At 64.0% G+C, this 17582-nt stretch carries 20 protein-coding genes; 15 read left to right on the forward strand and 5 right to left on the reverse strand.

Going from position 1 to position 17582, the window contains the following annotated elements; all coding sequences use genetic code 11:
• Window positions 1–12: 12 nt before the first annotated feature.
• Window positions 13–606, reverse strand: a complete 594-nt coding sequence (flgA, locus tag ACQ4WR_RS09425) for a flagellar basal body P-ring formation chaperone FlgA (RefSeq protein WP_436486830.1) — start codon at window positions 604–606, stop codon at window positions 13–15.
• Between the two features lie 308 nt (window positions 607–914).
• Between flgA and flgB the strand changes: the two genes are divergently transcribed.
• The 13 genes from flgB (at window position 915) to ACQ4WR_RS09490 (ending at window position 12123) form a co-directional block, all read left to right on the forward strand.
• Window positions 915–1277, forward strand: coding sequence for a flagellar basal body rod protein FlgB (gene flgB / locus ACQ4WR_RS09430; protein WP_102296986.1), 363 nt, complete (start codon window positions 915–917; stop codon window positions 1275–1277).
• Window positions 1278–1285: 8 nt separating this feature from the next.
• Window positions 1286–1702, forward strand: a complete 417-nt coding sequence (flgC, locus tag ACQ4WR_RS09435; protein ID WP_102296958.1) for a flagellar basal body rod protein FlgC — start codon at window positions 1286–1288, stop codon at window positions 1700–1702.
• 3 nt (window positions 1703–1705) lie between these two features.
• Window positions 1706–2359 (forward strand): flagellar hook capping FlgD N-terminal domain-containing protein, encoded by a 654-nt coding sequence (locus ACQ4WR_RS09440; RefSeq protein ID WP_436486833.1) that lies wholly within the window; start codon window positions 1706–1708, stop codon window positions 2357–2359.
• A gap of 56 nt (window positions 2360–2415) precedes the next feature.
• Complete coding sequence (locus tag ACQ4WR_RS09445) at window positions 2416–3612, forward strand: flagellar hook protein FlgE (RefSeq protein ID WP_102296953.1); 1197 nt, start codon at window positions 2416–2418, stop codon at window positions 3610–3612.
• Between the two features lie 26 nt (window positions 3613–3638).
• Complete coding sequence (locus ACQ4WR_RS09450; protein WP_102296951.1) at window positions 3639–4367, forward strand: flagellar basal body rod protein FlgF; 729 nt, start codon at window positions 3639–3641, stop codon at window positions 4365–4367.
• A gap of 32 nt (window positions 4368–4399) precedes the next feature.
• Complete coding sequence (flgG, locus tag ACQ4WR_RS09455) at window positions 4400–5188, forward strand: flagellar basal-body rod protein FlgG (RefSeq protein WP_167468652.1); 789 nt, start codon at window positions 4400–4402, stop codon at window positions 5186–5188.
• Window positions 5188–5862: a flagellar basal body L-ring protein FlgH gene (gene flgH / locus ACQ4WR_RS09460; protein ID WP_102296950.1), complete on the forward strand. Its 675-nt coding sequence runs from the start codon at window positions 5188–5190 to the stop codon at window positions 5860–5862. The genes flgG and flgH overlap by 1 nt, the downstream gene beginning before the upstream one ends.
• A gap of 9 nt (window positions 5863–5871) precedes the next feature.
• Window positions 5872–6984, forward strand: coding sequence for a flagellar basal body P-ring protein FlgI (locus ACQ4WR_RS09465; protein WP_436486836.1), 1113 nt, complete (start codon window positions 5872–5874; stop codon window positions 6982–6984).
• Between the two features lie 108 nt (window positions 6985–7092).
• The gene (locus ACQ4WR_RS09470; RefSeq protein ID WP_436486838.1) at window positions 7093–7500 is read left to right on the forward strand and encodes a rod-binding protein; all 408 of its coding nucleotides are present in this window, start codon (window positions 7093–7095) and stop codon (window positions 7498–7500) included.
• A gap of 81 nt (window positions 7501–7581) precedes the next feature.
• A complete protein-coding gene (gene flgK, locus ACQ4WR_RS09475; protein ID WP_436486840.1) occupies window positions 7582–8943 on the forward strand; it encodes a flagellar hook-associated protein FlgK in 1362 nt (453 codons plus the stop codon).
• A gap of 10 nt (window positions 8944–8953) precedes the next feature.
• A complete protein-coding gene (gene flgL, locus ACQ4WR_RS09480) occupies window positions 8954–9865 on the forward strand; it encodes a flagellar hook-associated protein FlgL (protein ID WP_102296943.1) in 912 nt (303 codons plus the stop codon).
• A 5-nt stretch (window positions 9866–9870) separates the two neighbouring features.
• Entirely contained in the window at window positions 9871–10920 is a 1050-nt protein-coding gene (locus ACQ4WR_RS09485) for a hypothetical protein (RefSeq protein WP_102296941.1), read from the forward strand.
• A 111-nt stretch (window positions 10921–11031) separates the two neighbouring features.
• Window positions 11032–12123, forward strand: coding sequence for a glycosyltransferase family 9 protein (locus tag ACQ4WR_RS09490; protein WP_436486842.1), 1092 nt, complete (start codon window positions 11032–11034; stop codon window positions 12121–12123).
• Here the strand turns inward: ACQ4WR_RS09490 and ACQ4WR_RS09495 are convergent.
• On the reverse strand, window positions 12108–14273 hold the full coding sequence (locus tag ACQ4WR_RS09495; protein ID WP_436486844.1) for a putative bifunctional diguanylate cyclase/phosphodiesterase: 2166 nt from the start codon (window positions 14271–14273) through the stop codon (window positions 12108–12110). The two genes, ACQ4WR_RS09490 and ACQ4WR_RS09495, sit on opposite strands and share 16 nt — an antisense overlap.
• A 116-nt stretch (window positions 14274–14389) precedes the next feature.
• Complete coding sequence (locus ACQ4WR_RS09500) at window positions 14390–14842, reverse strand: hypothetical protein (protein WP_102296936.1); 453 nt, start codon at window positions 14840–14842, stop codon at window positions 14390–14392.
• Window positions 14843–15024: 182 nt separating this feature from the next.
• Between ACQ4WR_RS09500 and ACQ4WR_RS09505 the strand changes: the two genes are divergently transcribed.
• Entirely contained in the window at window positions 15025–15504 is a 480-nt protein-coding gene (locus tag ACQ4WR_RS09505; protein ID WP_436486846.1) for a PACE efflux transporter, read from the forward strand.
• On the opposite strand, the gene ACQ4WR_RS09510 is transcribed toward ACQ4WR_RS09505, so the two are convergent.
• Window positions 15468–16361: a LysR family transcriptional regulator gene (locus tag ACQ4WR_RS09510; RefSeq protein ID WP_102296931.1), complete on the reverse strand. Its 894-nt coding sequence runs from the start codon at window positions 16359–16361 to the stop codon at window positions 15468–15470. The two genes, ACQ4WR_RS09505 and ACQ4WR_RS09510, sit on opposite strands and share 37 nt — an antisense overlap.
• An 80-nt stretch (window positions 16362–16441) precedes the next feature.
• Between ACQ4WR_RS09510 and ACQ4WR_RS09515 the strand changes: the two genes are divergently transcribed.
• Window positions 16442–16645 (forward strand): DUF3460 family protein, encoded by a 204-nt coding sequence (locus ACQ4WR_RS09515; RefSeq protein ID WP_436486848.1) that lies wholly within the window; start codon window positions 16442–16444, stop codon window positions 16643–16645.
• A gap of 144 nt (window positions 16646–16789) precedes the next feature.
• Here the strand turns inward: ACQ4WR_RS09515 and ACQ4WR_RS09520 are convergent, their stop codons facing one another.
• On the reverse strand, window positions 16790–17539 hold the full coding sequence (locus ACQ4WR_RS09520; RefSeq protein WP_436486850.1) for a YcbK family protein: 750 nt from the start codon (window positions 17537–17539) through the stop codon (window positions 16790–16792).
• Window positions 17540–17582 lie beyond the last annotated feature (43 nt).

Genomic DNA, 17582 nt, shown 5'->3' on the forward strand with positions numbered 1-17582 from the left:
CCCTTCGGCGCATCAACGGCCGGCAAGTTCGGCCGGTTCCACCACCCCCGCACCGACCACCCTGGCACGTATCACCGTGCCGCTGGTGGCGTTGCGCACGCGGATCACTTCGCCCAGCGCGCCCGGATCCATCGCCTCGCCCGCCATGCTCACTTCCACCTGTTCCTTGCGCGCCACGATGCTGACCGCACTGCCCCGCTTGATCAACACGGGCGAAGCGAGCTGCGCCTGGCGCAGCACTTCGCCGGCGCGCAAGCTGCGCCGGCTCGACAGGCCCACCACGCTGGGCAAGGAGGAAATACTGTCCGGCACCATCGTCACGTCGCGCCGCGCCAGCGTCACGTCGGCCGCCTGCAGCGGCGTATTGGCCGTCACGGGCGCGCTGGTGACGGCTACCTGGGCCGTGATGGTGCCGCGCGCCAGCATTTCATAACGCCAACCGTTGCTTCCAGGACACACTGCCACGAAGCGCATGCGCTGCGCCGAACGGCTGTCCGCCGGCTCGATTTCGACCCGCGCCGCACAGGCTGGCATGGGGCGCGTGCTTTTCACGACGGCCACTTGAAACTGCGGTTCCAGCAATCCAGCAGAGTCCGCTTGCTGCATCAATTGCTCTCGCGCCAACTGTTCCACACGCGAAAATATATTGTCGGCTGGCAATTCTGCGCGTCCTGCACTACTATATAGGCTGGTCAGTAAAAATAGGCCCGGAAGCAGTATTTGAGGATGTGGCACCTTGTTTCGGATCATCGTAATGCTGTTGAAATGAATCATTGCTAACCTTAATCAAAGATACTGAAGCGGCATGACCTTACCATGCGTCAACATGACCAGGCTGGGATTTTACCTCCGCACCACCTATTTTCTAGTCCGAACCGCAAAAAGCACGATCGAATTCAACACAAAGGATGACCATGGGGATCAATTTCAAGGACGCGCTGGGCGTGCACGCCGATGCACTCGCGCTGCGTGCCGACCGTACACGCGTGCTGGCAGCCAACATCGCCAATGAAAACACGCCCGGCTTCCAGGCCATGGACATGGATTTCGGCAGCGCCCTGCAGCAGTTGCAGGACAACGAAGCCGGCCTGCTGTCGACCGATGACGATGCCAGCGCCCTGTACCGCGTACCCTACCACCCCAGCCGCGACGGCAACACCGTCGAAATCGGCGTCGAACAGGCGGCGTTCTCGCAGAATGCCACCGATTTCCAGACCAGCCTCAGTTTCGTCAACATGAAACTGCGCGGTCTGTCCAAGGCCATTTCCGGACAATAAGGAACAGCATGAGCTTCCAGGATATTTCCAAGATCGCCGGCTCGGCGATGGCGGCGCAAACCGTGCGCCTCAATACCATCGCCAGCAACCTGGCCAATGCCGATTCCGTCGCCGGGTCCGAAGGCGAGACCTACCGCGCGCGCAAACCCGTGTTTTCCGCCGTCATGGACGGCCCCGGCGCCAGTGGCGCGGGCGGCCGGGTGCAGGTGCTCGACGTGGTGCAAAGCGACGAGCCGCTGCGCAAGGTCTACGAACCGGGCCACCCGATGGCCAATGCCGATGGCATGGTGTTCTACCCCAACGTCAACCAGGTGGCCGAGATGACCGACATGATGTCGGCCTCGCGCGCCTTTGAAACGAATGTCGAAGTTCTGGGCCGCATCAAGTCGATGCAGCAGTCGCTCCTCAAATTAGGTGAAGCATAAGCCATGGAAACCAACCTCTTTACAAACAACAGCAGCGCCGGCAGCACTGGCAGCAATGCCGTCAAGTCGCAGAACAATGCCACGCAAGACATGTTCACCAAGCTGCTGGTGGCCCAGATCAAGAACCAGGACCCGCTCGCGCCGACCGATCCGAGCCAGTTCGTCAACCAGCTGACGCAGCAGGCGCAGACGGAAGCGATGCAGAACCTGTCGGCGCTGACCAGCGCCAATGCCAGCGTGCTGCAATCGATGCAGGTGCTGGCCCTGGGCGCGCAAGTGGGTTCCGAAGTGATGGTCAACAGTGAAACGGTGCAGCTCGACAAGAGCAAGGTCAGCGGCAGCATCGCGCTGGCGTCCGGCACCACCAAGACCACGGTGGCCCTGAAAGGCATCGACGACAAGGAATACAAGATCGAACTGGGCGCGCAGTCGGCCGGCACGGTGCCGTTCAGCATCGACCCCGTCGCACTGGGCTTGCCTGCTGGCACCTACAGCATGGCAGTGACCACGAATGGCACTGAAAAGCCGACGGTCGACATCGCAGGCAAGCTCAACAGCGTGCGCCTGTCGTCCTCCGGCAGCATGATCCTGAGCGTGTCGAACCTGGGCGAAGTCAACCCTGGCGCGATCACCGGCTTCAACGGCAAGACGGCCTGATCCGGCCCTTGGTTCCCCAAACACACTAATCTCCTCCTTCACTAAAGGAAGTCAACATGAGTTTCGACATCGCCCTGTCCGGTATCCAGTCCATCAACCAACAGTTGAACAGCACCAGTAACAACATCGCCAACGCCGGCACCTACGGTTTCAAGAGCAGCCGCGCCAATTTCTCGGCGATGTATGCCGGTTCGCGCGCCACGGGTACGGAAATCGGTTCGATCACGCAAAGCATGTCGCTCAACGGCGGCGTGCTGAACACGGGCCGCGCGCTTGACGCGGCCATCGATGGCCGCGGCTACTTCGTCACGCGCGATGCACAGAACACCATGAACTACAGCCGCGTCGGCATTTTCTCGGCCAGCAGCGATGGCAAGCTGATCGATGCAAACGGCCGCCTGGTACAGGGCTACGCGTCGGTCAAGGGCAGCACCACCCTGGGCACCATGGGCGACATGCTAATTCCGACGGGCCAGATTCCCGCCGAAGCGTCGACCAAGCTGGCATATGCCGCCAACATGTCGTCCGAGTGGCCTATCAAGGCCGTGCCCTTCGACAAGACCAACGAGCTGAGCTACAACAGCGCCAAGTCCTCGATCATCTACGATTCGCTGGGCGCCAAGCACTCGCTGGGCCAGTACTTCGTCAAGACGGCAGCGGGCGTCGACGTGCACTACACCCTGGACAACGTCGATCTGACATTGCCAGGGCCGGCGCCGCTGGTGACGAACATGGCCTTCGACACCTCCGGCAAGCTGACAATGACCGCGCCGGTCACGCTGGCGCTGGGCACACCCACAGGCGCCGCCCCCCTGTCGATCGCCATCGACTACACGGGCACCACCCAGTTCGCTGGCGAATCCACCACATCGACCGACCGCGCCGACGGCTATGCCTCGGGCACCTACACGGGCGTGGAACTGGCCGATGACGGTTCCGTCGTGGCCAAGTACACCAACGGCCAGAAGCAAAGCATCGGCGTGATCGCCCTGGCCACCTTCCCTGACGAAGGCGCGCTGACGGCCGTCAACGATACCAGCTGGGTCGCCTCGACCACGTCCGGCACCGCCATCTATGACCGTCCGGGCGTCGGCATGGCCGGTAAACTGGTGACGAGCTCGCTGGAACAGTCGAACGTCGACATCACCTCCGAACTGGTGGGCCTGATGACGTCGCAGCGTAACTATCAGGCGAACTCGAAGGTCATCTCGACCGAGAACGCCATGCTGCAATCGCTGATGCAAGCGTTGTAATCGCCACCACGCAAGGGTAAAGCACAATGGATGCGCTGATTTATACCGCCATGAGCGGGGCCGACCGTGCCCTGCGGGCACAGCAGGTACACGCCAACAATCTGGCCAACATCGAGACGGGCGGCTTTCGCGCCAACCTGGAAGTCTCCACCGCCCAGCCGCTGCAAAACGGCTACGGCTACGACGACCGCCACATGACGCAGACGCAGTCGAGCGCCATCGGCACGCGTACGGGCGCCATCAAGGAAACGGGGCGCGAGCTCGACGTGGCCATCACCGGCCCCGGTTTTCTCGCGGTGCAATGGCAGAACGGCGAAGCCTACACGCGCGCCGGCGCCATGGATCTCGATGAAACGGGCGCGCTGACCATCAATGGCCGGCCCGTGCTGGGCGAAGGCGGCCCCATCACCATTCCAGAGCACACCAGCCTGTCGATCGGCGGCGATGGCACCATTTCCATCCAGGTTCCGGGCACGGCGCAGATGCAGACGGTCGACAAGCTCAAGCTGGTCAATGCGGAAGCGGGCGAACTGACCAAGAACGAAGCGGGCCTGATCGTGTCGCGCACGGGCGACGACTTGCAGGCCGATCCGGCGGTGCGCCTGCGCGACCGCCACCTGGAAGGCAGCAATGTTTCCGCCGTCGAGGAAATGGTCGCCACCATGAGCCTGAACCGCAGTTTCGAGATGCAGATGAAAATTTTCAAGGCCAGCGACTCCATGACGGAGTCCGGTAACCGCCTGCTGGGCGCCTGAGTCCGACGTCAATCTATTATTAGGAGCAAACCATGAATCCAGCAATGTGGATCAGCAAGACCGGCGTGCAGGCGCAAGATGCAAAACTGCAAGCCATCGCGAATAACCTGGCCAACGTCAATACGGTCGGCTTCAAGCGCGACCGCGTCGTGTTCGAAGACCTGTTTTACCAGGTCGAGCAGCAGCCGGGCACGCAGCGCGCCGACAACACCCTGTCGCCCTCCGGCGTACAGCTGGGTAACGGCACGCACATGGTCGGCACGCAAAAGGTGTTTACCACCGGCAGCCTGCAAACGACCAGCCGCGAATTCGACGTCGCCATCACCGGCAACGGCTTCCTGCAAGTGCTGCGCCCGAACGGCGAAGCGGCCTACACGCGCGCCGGCCAGCTGGGCATCAATGAAAACGGCGTGATGGTCAACGCCCAGGGCTTGCCACTGGTGCCGCAGATCACCGTGCCGAACAATGCCACGGCGATCACCATCGGCGAAAACGGCATGGTCACGGCCACCGTGCCGGGCAATGTTGCCGGTACCGAACTGGGCCAGCTGAACCTCTCGAGCTTTGTCAACCCGACCGGCTTGCTGGCACTCGGTGAAAACCTGTTCCAGGAAACGGCATCGAGCGGCACGCCAACGGAAGGCCGTCCCGGCGAAGGCGCCCTGGGCAAGCTCAAGCAATTCGCGCTGGAAGGCTCGAACGTCCAGGTGGTCGAAGAGATGGTCGACATGATCGCTGCCCAGCGCACCTATGAGATGAATACCAAGGTGCTGTCGGCCGCCGACAATATGCTGCAATACCTGGCGCAAGCGGCACGCTGATGAAGGCCGCATTGAAAGCCTCGGCGGCCCTGCTGCTGGTGCTGGCGGCCGGTTGTGCCAGCCGCCCGGCAGCGCCCCTGGCGCCCAGCTTTTCCGATACGCCGCTGCCGGTGGCGCCGCGCAGCACAGCGCGCGGCGGCGTCGCCGGCGGCGTCTTCAATCCCGACGCGGGCCTGGCCCTGACTTCCGACAGCCGCGCCTTCCGCGTCGGCGACGTCGTCACCGTGGCCCTGCAGGAAACCACCCAGGCGAGCAAAAAGGCGGGCACCTCGTTCAACAAGGGCTCGTCCGTCGGCGTGCAGGCGGCCAATATCCTCGGCAAGACCTTCCCCAAGACGGGCATCGACCTGTCTGCCGACCGCAACTTCGCCGGCGACTCGACCAGCACGCAGCAAAATGCGCTGTCCGGCGCCATCACCGTGATCGTGCAGGAAGTGCTGCCGAACGGCTTGCTGCGCGTGCAGGGCGAAAAGACCCTGACCCTGAACCAGGGCGAGGAATTCGTGCGCCTGCGCGGCTACCTGCGCTCGGCCGATATCGATTCGAACAACCAGGTGTCTTCCTTGCGCATCGCCAATGCGCAGATCGCCTATTCCGGCCAGGGCACTCTGGCCGAAGCCAACAAACCAGGCTGGCTGACGCGCTTCTTCGTCGGCCCGTGGATGCCGTTTTAAGGTGACATCATGAAATTTCGCTCCGCCCTGCCCCTGGCAGCCATGCTGGCCGCACTCTCCGGCATTGCCCTGCCTGCCACCGCCGCGCAAGTGCTGCGCAACCTGGTCAGCATCGAGGGCGTGCGCGACAACCCGCTGGTTGGCTACGGCCTCGTCGTCGGCCTGAACGGCAGCGGCGACACCACCCAGGTGAAATTTTCCAGCCAGTCCGTGGTCAACATGCTCAAGCAGTTCGGCGTCAAGATGCCGGACGGCGCCGAATCGAAAAGCAAGAACGTGGCCACCGTGATGGTCAGCGCGGTGTTTCCGCCGGGCTACCGCCGCGGCCAGGCCATCGACGTTACCGTGTCCTCGCTGGGCGACGCGAAAAGCCTGCGCGGCGGCACCTTGCTGCTGACGCAGCTGCGCGCGGCCGACAATGAAACCTATGCGCTGGCGCAAGGCAATGTCGTCGTCGGCGGCTTGAACGCCACCGGCAAGAGCGGCTCGTCCGTCACCGTCAACACGCCCACTTCGGGCCGCATTCCCAACGGCGCGAATATCGAGCGTGAAATCCTCAGCGATTTCTCCACCAAGCCGACCGTCACCCTGAACTTGCGCCACCCGCACTTCGAGACGGCCATCAATATCGTCGAAGCCGTCAACCGCCGCTTCGGTGCCGTCGCCACCACCAGCGACGCCACCAGCGTGGAAGTGCTGGCGCCGGAAAACCCGACCCAGCGCGTGGCCTTCATGGCCAAGCTCGAAGCCTTGAGCGTCGACGTGGGCACCGATACGCCGAAGGTGGTCTTCAATTCGCGCACGGGCACCGTCGTCATCGCTGAAGGCTTGCGCGTCAAGGCGGCGGCCGTCACCCACGGCTCGCTGAAAGTGATCATTTCCGAAAGCTCGGCCGTCAGCCAGCCGGCGCCGTTCGGCCGTGGCCAGACCACCGTCACGCCGCAATCAAAAGTCTCCGTCGACCAGGGCAATGGCAATATGTTCAAATGGCCGGCCGGCGCCAAGCTGCAAGCCATCATCGACGTCGTCAACAGCCTGGGCGCCTCGCCTGACGATGTGATGGCCATTTTGCAGGCACTCGACCAGGCTGGCGCCATCGAAGGCGAACTGGTGGTGATCTAACGTGCCCGTCAAAAAGCCCAGGACTGCGTTGCACTGCCTCGTCGTACATTCGTACTGCCTTCGGCAATGCGCCTTGCCCTGAACATTTTGACGAACACTGAAAGCTGAATGGAAATGAATGTAAACGACAGCAGCGGCGCCCTGCCCTCGGCGCTGGAAGACAAATCCCCCGCGGCGGCCACGCCGGCCGACCCGCGCTATGCGGCCAAGGCCACCGAGGCGGCCGTCAAGTTCGAAGCCTTCTTCATCTCGCACATGCTGCGCCAGATGCGGTCGGGCACGCGCGAGATGGCGGGCGAGGACAGCGTCTTCAAGGACCCCGTCAACAGCGACATGCTGGAAATGGCCGACAACCTGGTGGCCGACAAGATGGCCGGCCAGCGCGCGTTCGGCATCGCCGACGCCATCCTGCGCCAGCTGCTGCCGGCAGCCAGCGCCCCCGTTTCCGCCAGCAACCCAGCCAAGGGCGCTGTCCAAAGCGACAATATTTCACCAGCGCTTAATAAATCTGCCTGAAGCGTCGCCTGTACAAGGTAACAACGATACACGGCTGGCCAGCCAGCCCGCGCCACACCTTTCACGAAAGAACCTTGCCCAATGAGCATCATCAGCAATGCATTGTCAGGCAGCATCGCCGCCCAGGCCGCGCTCAATGCCGCCAGCCAGAACATCGCCAACCTGCAAACGGCAGGCTACACCCGCCAGGGCGTGCTGCTGTCTTCGCTTGGCGCCAGCGCAGGCGTACGTTCGGCCGGCAACGGCGTGGAAGTGTCGGCCCTGCTGCGCTTTGCCGATGCGTATAAAAGCCAGCAAATGTGGCGCGCCGCGTCCGACCAGGGCGCCCGTTCGCAGACCCAGCCTTACCTGACCCAGCTCGAACGCGTGATGGGCGACGATGCGTCGAGCATCAGCAACGGCATCGACGGCTTCTTCGCCGCCCTCAACGCGGCCGCCGTCGACCCGACGTCGACCCCGCTGCGCCAGCAGATCATCACGGCGGCCGACGCCATGTCGCAGCGCTTCAACAGCATCAGCACGGTGATGAGCAACCAGCTGCTGTCGGTGCAGCAGCAACGCGCCGCCATCGTGCCGCAAGCCAATACCACGCTGCAAAATATCGCCGCGCTGAACCAGCGCATCAGTACTTCCTCGGCATCGGGCACGAACGTGTCGTCGCTGATGGATGCGCGCGACCAGCTGATCGATGGCCTGGCCTCGCAGATGGGCATCGATGTGCTCGACCAGCCCGACGGTTCGCGCAATGTGTCGCTGAAATCGGGCCAGCCGCTGGTCATCGGCGGCCTGGCCGGTACCCTGAGCAGCAACATGACGGCAACGGGCGAACAAACCCTGAGCCTGGATTTCGCCAAGTCGCAATACACGCTCGATACCGTCGCCATCGGCGGCCAGATGGGCGGCCTCGGTGAATTCGAGCGCAATACCCTGAAACCGCTGCAGCAGTCGCTGCGCGACATGGCCAGCAGCCTGGCCACCAAGGTCAACGCGCAGCTGGCACAGGGGAAAACCATGGCCGGCGCGACTGGCGGCCCCCTGCTGGTGTATGCGAACGACAAACTGAACATCATCGCCGGCTTCAATGCCACCGACCTGGCCCTGTCGCTGACAGGCGCCGCCGGCGACAGCGGCAACTTGCAGAAATTGATCGACATCAAGAATCAGCCGATCACCGTCAGCTGGGTGGGTTCGGTACTGATGAGCGACGCGGATACGCAGCTGGTCGGCAAGCTGGGCATCTACAGCCAGCAGAACCAGGCCCTGCTGAAGACGGCCAATACGGTGCGCGCGCAAGCCGTGGACGACTGGAAATCGACCAGCGGCGTGAACAAGGACGAAGAAGCGATGAACCTGGTGGAATTCCAGAATATGTATCAAGCCAACATGAAGGTCATTTCCGTGGCAAATGCCTTGTTTGATGCCACTTTGCAAATGATGGGTTAAGGAGAAGATCATGCGTGTCGCCAGTAGCCAGTACCAATCGCTGATCAATATTTCGCTTCAGCAAAACCAGGAACGCATCAATTACCTGACCCAGCAAATGGCCTCCGGCCTGCGCATCCAGTTGCCATCGGATGATCCGATCGGCAACGTGCGCATTTCGCGCCTGACGCGCGAACAGGCCATGGTCACCCAGTACCAGGACAATATCGCCACCGTGAAGGTGCGCCTGCTGAAAAATGAAAATTACCTGTCGAGCATGGTCACCGACATGGGCCAGGCGCGCGACCTGCTCGTGTGGGCGGCCGATGGCGGCAATGCGCCGGACGACCTGAATGCCATGACGCAATCGCTGACCGCCATGCGCGACAGCGTGCTGTACACGGCCAACCTGAAGGACCAGGAAGGCCGCTACATGTTTTCCGGCACCGCCACCGACCAGCCGGCCATCAAGTACGATCCGGCGGCGGCGTCCGGTTCGCGCTACACCTATATCGGCAACACCGACACCCAGACGGTGGTGGTGGGCAATGGCGTGACCCAGGCGGCCAACGTCGACGTGAAAAATCTGGAAGTGTGGCTGAACAAGATCGACCAGGCCATCACCACCCTCAGCGTGCCGGGCGTCAGCCCGAACGACCCGGCCGTGCGCACCGTCGTCGGCGACGCGCTCGATGGCACGGACGATGGCATGGACTTGTTGTCGGGCAAGATCGCCATCTTTGGCGGCGCGCAGAACATCCTGTCCACCCTGTCGGGCAACCTGGCCAACGTGTCGCTGTCGAACGATTCGGCGCTGCTGGACCTGAAAAAGACCGACATGGGCGCGGCGGCCATCGAACTGACCGGCTACCAGACCGCCTTGCAGGCAACCTACAAGGCGTATGCCAAGGTTGGCACCATTTCCCTGTTTGACCTTCTCTGACCATCATGCAAATCGCTCAGACTTCCTCCTCTTCCGGCGTTGCCGCCAAAAGCGCCGGCACGGCCCGCGTCGTCGATGACGCGTCCGCCGCCATCAACGGCAGTGCCGGCGCCCGAGCGCGCAGCGAAGCGCCGGCGGCGAAGAGTTCGACGGCGAGCCTGCAGCGCGGCCTGAGCAACTGGGATCACCAGTTGCAGGGAGAAATCTCCAACGCCCAGCAAACGCTGGACTACCTGGAACGCAGCAGCAGCCAGCTGCAGGCGCTGAAAAGCGAGCTGGCGGCCAAGCTGGCCGCGCGCCAGGGCCGCGAAGGACAAGTCGAGGCGCGCGTACGCCAGTTCAGCAATACCTGGCGCCAGCGCGCCAGCGCCTCGGGCGGCACGCTGGACGCGCAGCTCAGCTATACCAGCCCGGAACCGGCGCAGCAGCATTTCAGCATCCGCGGCCTGACCATGGCCAGCCTGCAGGAAGGCCCGCAGGAAGTGCTGGCCTTTTCCGTCGGCGGCGCGAACCAGGCCTTGCGTTCGGTGAATATCGAGCCGGGCCTGAGCGATGACCAGATCATCGCCCGCTTCGACCAGGCCTTGATGCCATCGGGCATCCGCGTCAAGCAGGGCGAAAATGGCGAGCTGGTGTTCAGCACGCCGGAAGCGTCGTGGGCCAATGTGCGCGACAGCCTGTCCGTGCGCGGCAGCGGCATCCGCTACCCGACGGGCCAGATGAGCCGCGTGCGCACGGATGCGGAACCGGCCGCCATCGCGCCGGAAGAATGGAATACCAGCGACGTGGAAGCCCTGCGCGCCACCTTGCAGCAAGTGGTGCAGGCGCTGTCGCACCTGCAGCAGGCACGCAGCTCCGTCAGCCTGGCGCTGGCGCAGGCGACAGGCCGGGTCGCCAAGGCCCAGCCGGTGCAAGTGAGCGTCAGCATGGATACCCTGGCGGAAAACTTCACGGAAAAAGCCAGCCAGCCCGGCTATGAGTCGCTGCTGGCGATCAGCTCGGCGCTGGTGGGCATCAGCCGCGAGCGCGTGGTCGCCCTGCTGGGCCTGCGCTAAAAACGCGCGCGCCCCCTATCGGCGGGCGGTGGAAATCCGTAAGATGCTGCTGGCGCGCCTGCATATTGCCAGGCACGCCGGCACATCGCGCCATCCACACCCGGAGTTCCCTTGATAAAGACCGCCGCCAGGCTGATCAGCCATGCCCTGCTGGGCAAATCCGGCAAGCAGCCGCTCGACATCGCCCGTGTGCGCAAGGTATTGATTTTGCGCAACGACAAGATCGGCGACATGATCGTCACCACGGCGCTGCTGCGCGAGCTGAAGAAAAACTACCCGCACTGGCAAATCGACGTGGCCGCCAGCAGCGCCAACCGCGACGTGATCGCCGCCAATCCGCACGTCAGCGACATCCTCATCTGGGACAAGCAGCCGCTGCTGCGCGACTTGCGCACCACCATCGCCGACCTGCGCCGGCGCCGCTACGACGTCATCTTCAATCCCTACAACCGCTTTTCGATCCCCTTGTTGCTGCGCATCAAATGGCTGGGCGCGCGCTACCTGACGGGCTTTGCCATTCCCAAGTACGGCACCTCGACGGCGAAGCTGGGCATGTTCGACCACACGGTGCCGTGCGACCGCAGCCGCCATATCCTGCACAGCTACTTCGCCGCCTTCGCGGCGTTTGGCTTGCGCGACATCGACATGCGCTACGAGCTGTTCGGCGTCGAGGCGCACGCCGCCCCCATCGACGACGCCTGCGATACCTTGCTGCGCAGCTACGCAGGCCTGTTTTGCCTGAATTTCCAGGGCAGCAATGCGCAACGCACGGTCAGCGTGGCCGACGCCCAGCGCTGCTGCGCCGCGCTGGCCGCACGCTACCCGCGCCACGCACTGCTGGTGATCGCCGCGCCCGGCACCGAGGCACGCGCCGCCGGGATCGTCGATGGCGCGGGCCATGCCAACGTGATGCTGGCGCCACCCACCGGCCACATCCTGCAGCTGGCCGCCCTGATACGCCGCTGCGAACTGGTACTGTCGCCGGACACGTCGGTGATCCATATCGCCTCGGCCTATGACCGGAAAATCGTCGGCTATTACATCCGCACCGACAACTACCACTGGTTTTATCCCGCCAGCCGCCAGTACCGCGTGATCCTGGCGCCAGGGCTGACCCTGGACAAGGTCAGCGCCGACGAGACCCTGGCCGCCGTGGCAGCGCTGATGGATGGCAAAACAGCGGCCGTTCAGGCCGCCGGCTGAGCGGACAGCAGCCGCTCCATCTGCGGCGCCGGCAAGGCGCCGGCAAACAGGAAGCCCTGCGCATAGTCGCAGCCGGCCGCGCGCAGCAAATCGCGCTGCTGGGCCGTCTCCACGCCTTCGGCAACGACTTTCAGGCCCAGGCGCTGTGCCAGGGCGATGATGGCCTCGCACAGGGCCAGTCCCGCGTCGCCCTGCCCCAGGGCGCCAACCAGCGAGCGGTCGATCTTGAGAAAATCGATATCGAATTTCTGCAGGCAAGCGAGCGACGTCTGGCCGCTGCCGAAATCGTCGAGCGCCAGCGCCAGGCCCATGGCGCGGAACTGGCGCAGGCGCTCGCCCACCTGGCGCGCCTCGTCCAGCAGCACGCCTTCCGTGGTCTCGATGACGATGGCGCCCGGCGGCAGGCCTTCGCGCCGCAAATGGTCGGGCCAGCCCTGGTACAGGGCGGCGTCGCCGCGAAACTCAACGGGCGACTTGTTGATGCTGATCTGGAAGCCGCTGCCATACGCGGCTTGCCACTGCTGTGCCTGGCGTACGGCCTGGCGGAAGACCCAGTCGCCGATATCGGTGATCAGCCCGTTCGCTTCGGCGAAGGCGATGAACTCGGCGGGCGCAAGCAGGCCGCGCAGCGGATGGCGCCAGCGCAGCAGCGCCTCGGCGCGCGCGATGGCGCCATCGTGCAGGCTGACGATGGGCTGGTAATGCACCTCGAACTGTTCCTGCGCCAGCGCCAGGCGCATCTCGCGCACCGTGTTGCGGCGTAGCTCTGCGGCCTGCTGCAGGGCCGGCGTGAAATAGCGGTAGCCGTTGCGCCCCGCATTCTTGGCCGCGTACATGGCCTGGTCGGCATGCCGCAGCAGGATCTCGGCCGCCTCGGCATCGGCCGGGTACAGCGCCACGCCCACGCTGGCCGACACTTGCGCACTGTCGTCGTCCAGCGCGAAGGGCATGGCCAGCGCCGTGACCAGGTCCTGCACCACGCGCTCGATGCCCGCCAGCTGGCCCACACCGGCCAGGATGACGGTAAATTCATCGCCGCCCAGGCGCGCCACGGTGTCCGTGGCGCGCACGCGCTCGCTGATGCGCCGCGCCGCCTGGCGCAGCAAGGTATCGCCTTTCTCGTGGCCCAGGCTGTCATTTACCTGCTTGAAGTTGTCGAGGTCGATGAACAGCAGGGCCAGGCACGTGCCTTCGCGCTTGGCGCGGCGCGTCTCGTTATGCAGCCGGTCGAGAAACATGTGACGGTTCGGCAAGCCCGTCACCTGGTCGAAATTGGCTTGCTGCCAGATGCGTCCGGACGCTTCGCGCTGCGCCGTGATGTCGCCGACCAGCGCCAGCGCGCCCAGGTAGCTGCCGCCCGCGTCGAAAATGGGATTGGTGGCCAAGGTGGCCCACAGGGCGCTGCCGTCGCGGCGCACGAACTTGAACTCGTGGCGTTCGGCGATGCCATCCTGGCGCCGCGCGATATTGCGCTCGAGAATGGCACGGCCTTCGTCATCCATGAAGGCGGCCAGCGGCTGGCCCAGCATGTCCTCGATCTGGCAGCCCAGCATGTGCGCCATCTTCGGGTTGACAAAGCTGGTCAGCGCCTGCGCATCGATTTCCCAGATGCCCTCTTCCGCGCTGTGGACAATGCGCCGGAAGCGCTCCTCGCTGCGTTCCAGCGCGGCCAGCTTGCCTTCGGCCTGCTCCAGCACCAGGCGCAGCGCCTGGCCGTTCGGGTCGGCGCTGCCCAGCAGGCTGACGGGCAAGCCCGCCTCCTGGGTGCCGGGGTGCGGCCGCACCTGCAGCTGGATGCGCTCGGGCTCGCTGCTATTGAGCACGCGCTGGACAAACTGGTCGTAGTCGTGGCGAAACGCCTCGTGCACATAGGAACGGAACAGCACATGGCCGGGACGCCCCCGCGCCAGGCCGAACAGCTCGGCCGCCACCAGGTTCAGCTGCACGATCACGCCATCGAGGCCCAGCACGAAATAGGCGACGGGCGCCAGCAGGTACAAGTCATTGAAATACGCCTGTTCCCGTTCCAGCTTGATGCGGCCGGGGCTGAATACGCCATCGTCGAGCAGGGGCGTGGATGGCAGCGGCAGGCCGGCGCCATCGTACGGGGAGGAATCCGGAGCAGGTACCGCGTGCGGTGGTTTGTCCATGGCTATCCTTTGCAGTGCCGCCCCGGCATTCAGGCGGCAGCAGGACCGAGACTAGCACTTAGCACGCGCAGTGTCGAGCCATGCGCGCGGCACACGGCCTTTCTGCAACAGCCCGCCTAGCGGCCCATGCCGCGCCGGCGCAGGCCGAAATCGTGTCCCACCACCAGCAAGGTGCTGGCCACCAGGCTGGACAAGCCCACGATCAGCTGGATCAGCTTATCGTCAGGCAATATCCACAGCGAGGAGGCCGGCGTCTCGCAGCCCGTGGCGGCGCTGATCAGCGGAGATACCCAGGCCGCGTCCGGCGTGACGTCGAGCACGACGGCGCCGTCGGCGCTGGTCTGCATATAGATGTCGCCGCCTTCGGCCAGGGTAAAGCAGATGCCCACGCCCGTTTCCGTGGCGCGGATATTGTCCTGCATGCTGCGGTTATGTTCCTCGATCCACACTTCCACGTCATAAGGCGTTTCCAGGTGTTCCCACGGACGGGGACGGAAACGCGGACGTTCTTCCGCGCTGGCGGAGGTGTCGGGAACGTCGGGGATGTTGCTGTCTGCTGCGCCTTGCATGCTCGTTGACCTTTTCTGCGGTGATACGGCGGGACCAGTTGCCTGCCAGTTGTCATTATCCCCCGTTCACGGCGCGCATGGTATGGCATGCAGCAATTCATCAGAAAAACTGACAGCTATTAACTTTTAACATCAACATACCTGACTTAAAATATGCGCCATCTCTTCTTTACAGGCTTTACATGCAAGGCATCAAACGCAAAATCGTCTACGTCACGGCCTTTGAAATCATCGGCATGGCCATTTCCACGGCCTGGCTGACCCTGCTCTCGGGCGAATCGCCGACCAGCACGGGGCCGCTGGCGATCATGATCACCACCATCGCCGTGATCTGGAACCTGCTGTACAACACGGCCTTCGAATACTGGGAAATCCGGCAAGTGTCGCGCACGCGCACCGTCTGGCGCCGCATCCTGCACGCGATCGGTTTCCAGATCACCCTGGTCATCTACCTGATTCCGCTGATCGCCTGGTGGCTCGACATCAGCCTGTGGCAAGCCTTCGTGCTGGACTTTGCCCTGATGCTGATCATCCCCTGCTACAGCTTCATCTTTAACTATTTCTTCGACGGCCTGTTCGGCGTGCCCCTGTCGGCGCAGCAGCCCAAGGAAGAGCCTGCAGAACTTCAGGGCGCGGCCGTGTCGACTTCCGTCAGCAACTGAAGAAAGGACCGCGCCGCCATGCCCAGCGGCCGGTCCTTCATCCACACCAGGTGGATCGGCACGACCAGGCCATTGCCCGTGTTTTTAAAGGCGACGCGGCGCACCCGTCCCGCCGCCAGCGAATGGGCGATGGCCGAGGCGGCGAAATTGCCCCAGCCCAGCCCCGCCTCGACCATCGACAGCGCCATCGGCAGGCTGTCCGTGCGCCAGTAGGACAGCCCCACCACGGGACGCGCATCGGCCAGGTCCAGCTCGCGGCTGGCAACGATGATCTGGCGCAAATTCACCAATTCCTCGATATACAGGGCGCGGCCCGCCACACTCGGCGGATGCTGCGTAGAAATAATCGCCAGCAGGGCATCGCTGCCCACCAGCTGGAACTGCTCCTCGTGATTGATGCGCCCGCCGGCGAAGGCCATGCAGGCACTGATGCGGCCCCGGTGCAGCATGTCGAGCACGTCATCCTGCGGCGCCGTCAGCACCTCGATGTCGAGCAGCGGATGGCGCTGCGACAGCGCGCGCACGGCGCGCAGGAAAGGCGCATGGTCGAGCTCGGCCGCGATGCCCAGCGAAATGCGGCTTTCCAGTCCCTGCGACAATTCCTGCGCATGCAGGTGCAACTGCTTCAATTGCTCGGCGATCAGGCGCGCATGGGGAATCAGGGCCGTCGCGGCCGGCGTGGGCACGGCTTCGCGCGCGCCCCGGTCGAACAGGGTGATGCCCAGTTCCGCCTCGATGTTGGCAATGGCCATGCTGACGGCCGATGGCGCCCGCCCCAGGGCCCGCGCGGCGCTGGAAAACGAACCGCCATCGACGACGGCCAGGAACAGTTCGATGTTATGGCTGGAGAGTTTCATGGGAATATGGAAGGTGCGGTGGAAAGTGCGGCACTTCTGCGAGCGCGCGCGGTCAAACGGGAAACCACGGGAGTACGCACATGCGCCACCGATTCACTGTCCGCCGCAGCGGCTACGTTTCAGACTTTACCCGTTTCATCGACGGCTACCTGCAGGCGCACCCGGAGGTGCGGGAAAGCCAGCGCCGCGGCTGGCGCATCTGGTGGGAACGCCCGGCCAGCATGCGCGAACTGGCACTGGTCCACGCCGACAGCGTGCCGGAGCCGCCTTACCACTACGACTGATCAAACCAGCCAAACGTCTGACAGCAGCGTGGCAAGCGGCAGTGATTTGTGGCCGAGATGCGCAGCCACAAGAAGGTACGGCGAGCATCGCAGGCCGCAGGGCGCGCCGCGCAGCAGCTCAGGTCAGGCGTTGTAACCTTGGGCTTAACCTTTCCAGGTACGCTGCAGGCCCGTATCGGCATGGATCCAGCCGCCACGTGGACCGTTGCGGTAATAGAAACCCACGCCGCCCTGCTTGAAACTGCGCACGAGCGAACCGAGCACTTCCGCATTCAGGTTGGCCACGCGGATGTCGGCGGCGCGGCCCGAGATGTGCAGCGACTGGCGCGCGGCAGGCACGCCCGCTTCGCGCAGCTTGCTGTTCGAGGCGGCCGTGCGGTAGCCGGACAAAATCTCCAGCGGCTGCTCGATGCCGTAGCGGGCCACGAACGCCTGCGTACCCCACAGGGTTTCCAGCAGTTTCGGGTCGATGGCGGCCGTCTTCTTGCCATTCACGTCGCGCAGCAAGTGGCACAGCTCCTGGTAGGCCGAATCGATGACTTCGCCATCTTTCCAGTACAGCAGCTTGGCTTTTTCATTGCTGGCCGGACGCACCACTTCCAGAGTGCGGGGCTTGAGCCAGAATTCCAGGTCCAGCGCCTGCGCGTCGAAGATGTCCGGTGGCGGTTCCAGCTCGGTGATGACCTGGCGCGACTGCGAAGTGATCGAGCGGTCGACACTGGCCAGCTGGGTCGGCTGGGGCGGCACTGCCGTGCGCGGCGGACGCGGCTTGGCGCTGGCCGAGGCCGATGGAGGAGCGGCCGTGCGCGAGGCGCAGCCAATGAGCGGGGTGGCTACCAGGCCCAGCGCGGCCAGGCCCATACCGTGGTGTAGAAAATTTCTGCGCGATGCCATAGTCATTCCAATATAACGATACGAATACTATAGCCTATTGTGC

The sequence above is a fragment of the Janthinobacterium amylolyticum genome, from assembly GCF_051380655.1.
Taxonomy (GTDB): domain Bacteria; phylum Pseudomonadota; class Gammaproteobacteria; order Burkholderiales; family Burkholderiaceae_D; genus Janthinobacterium.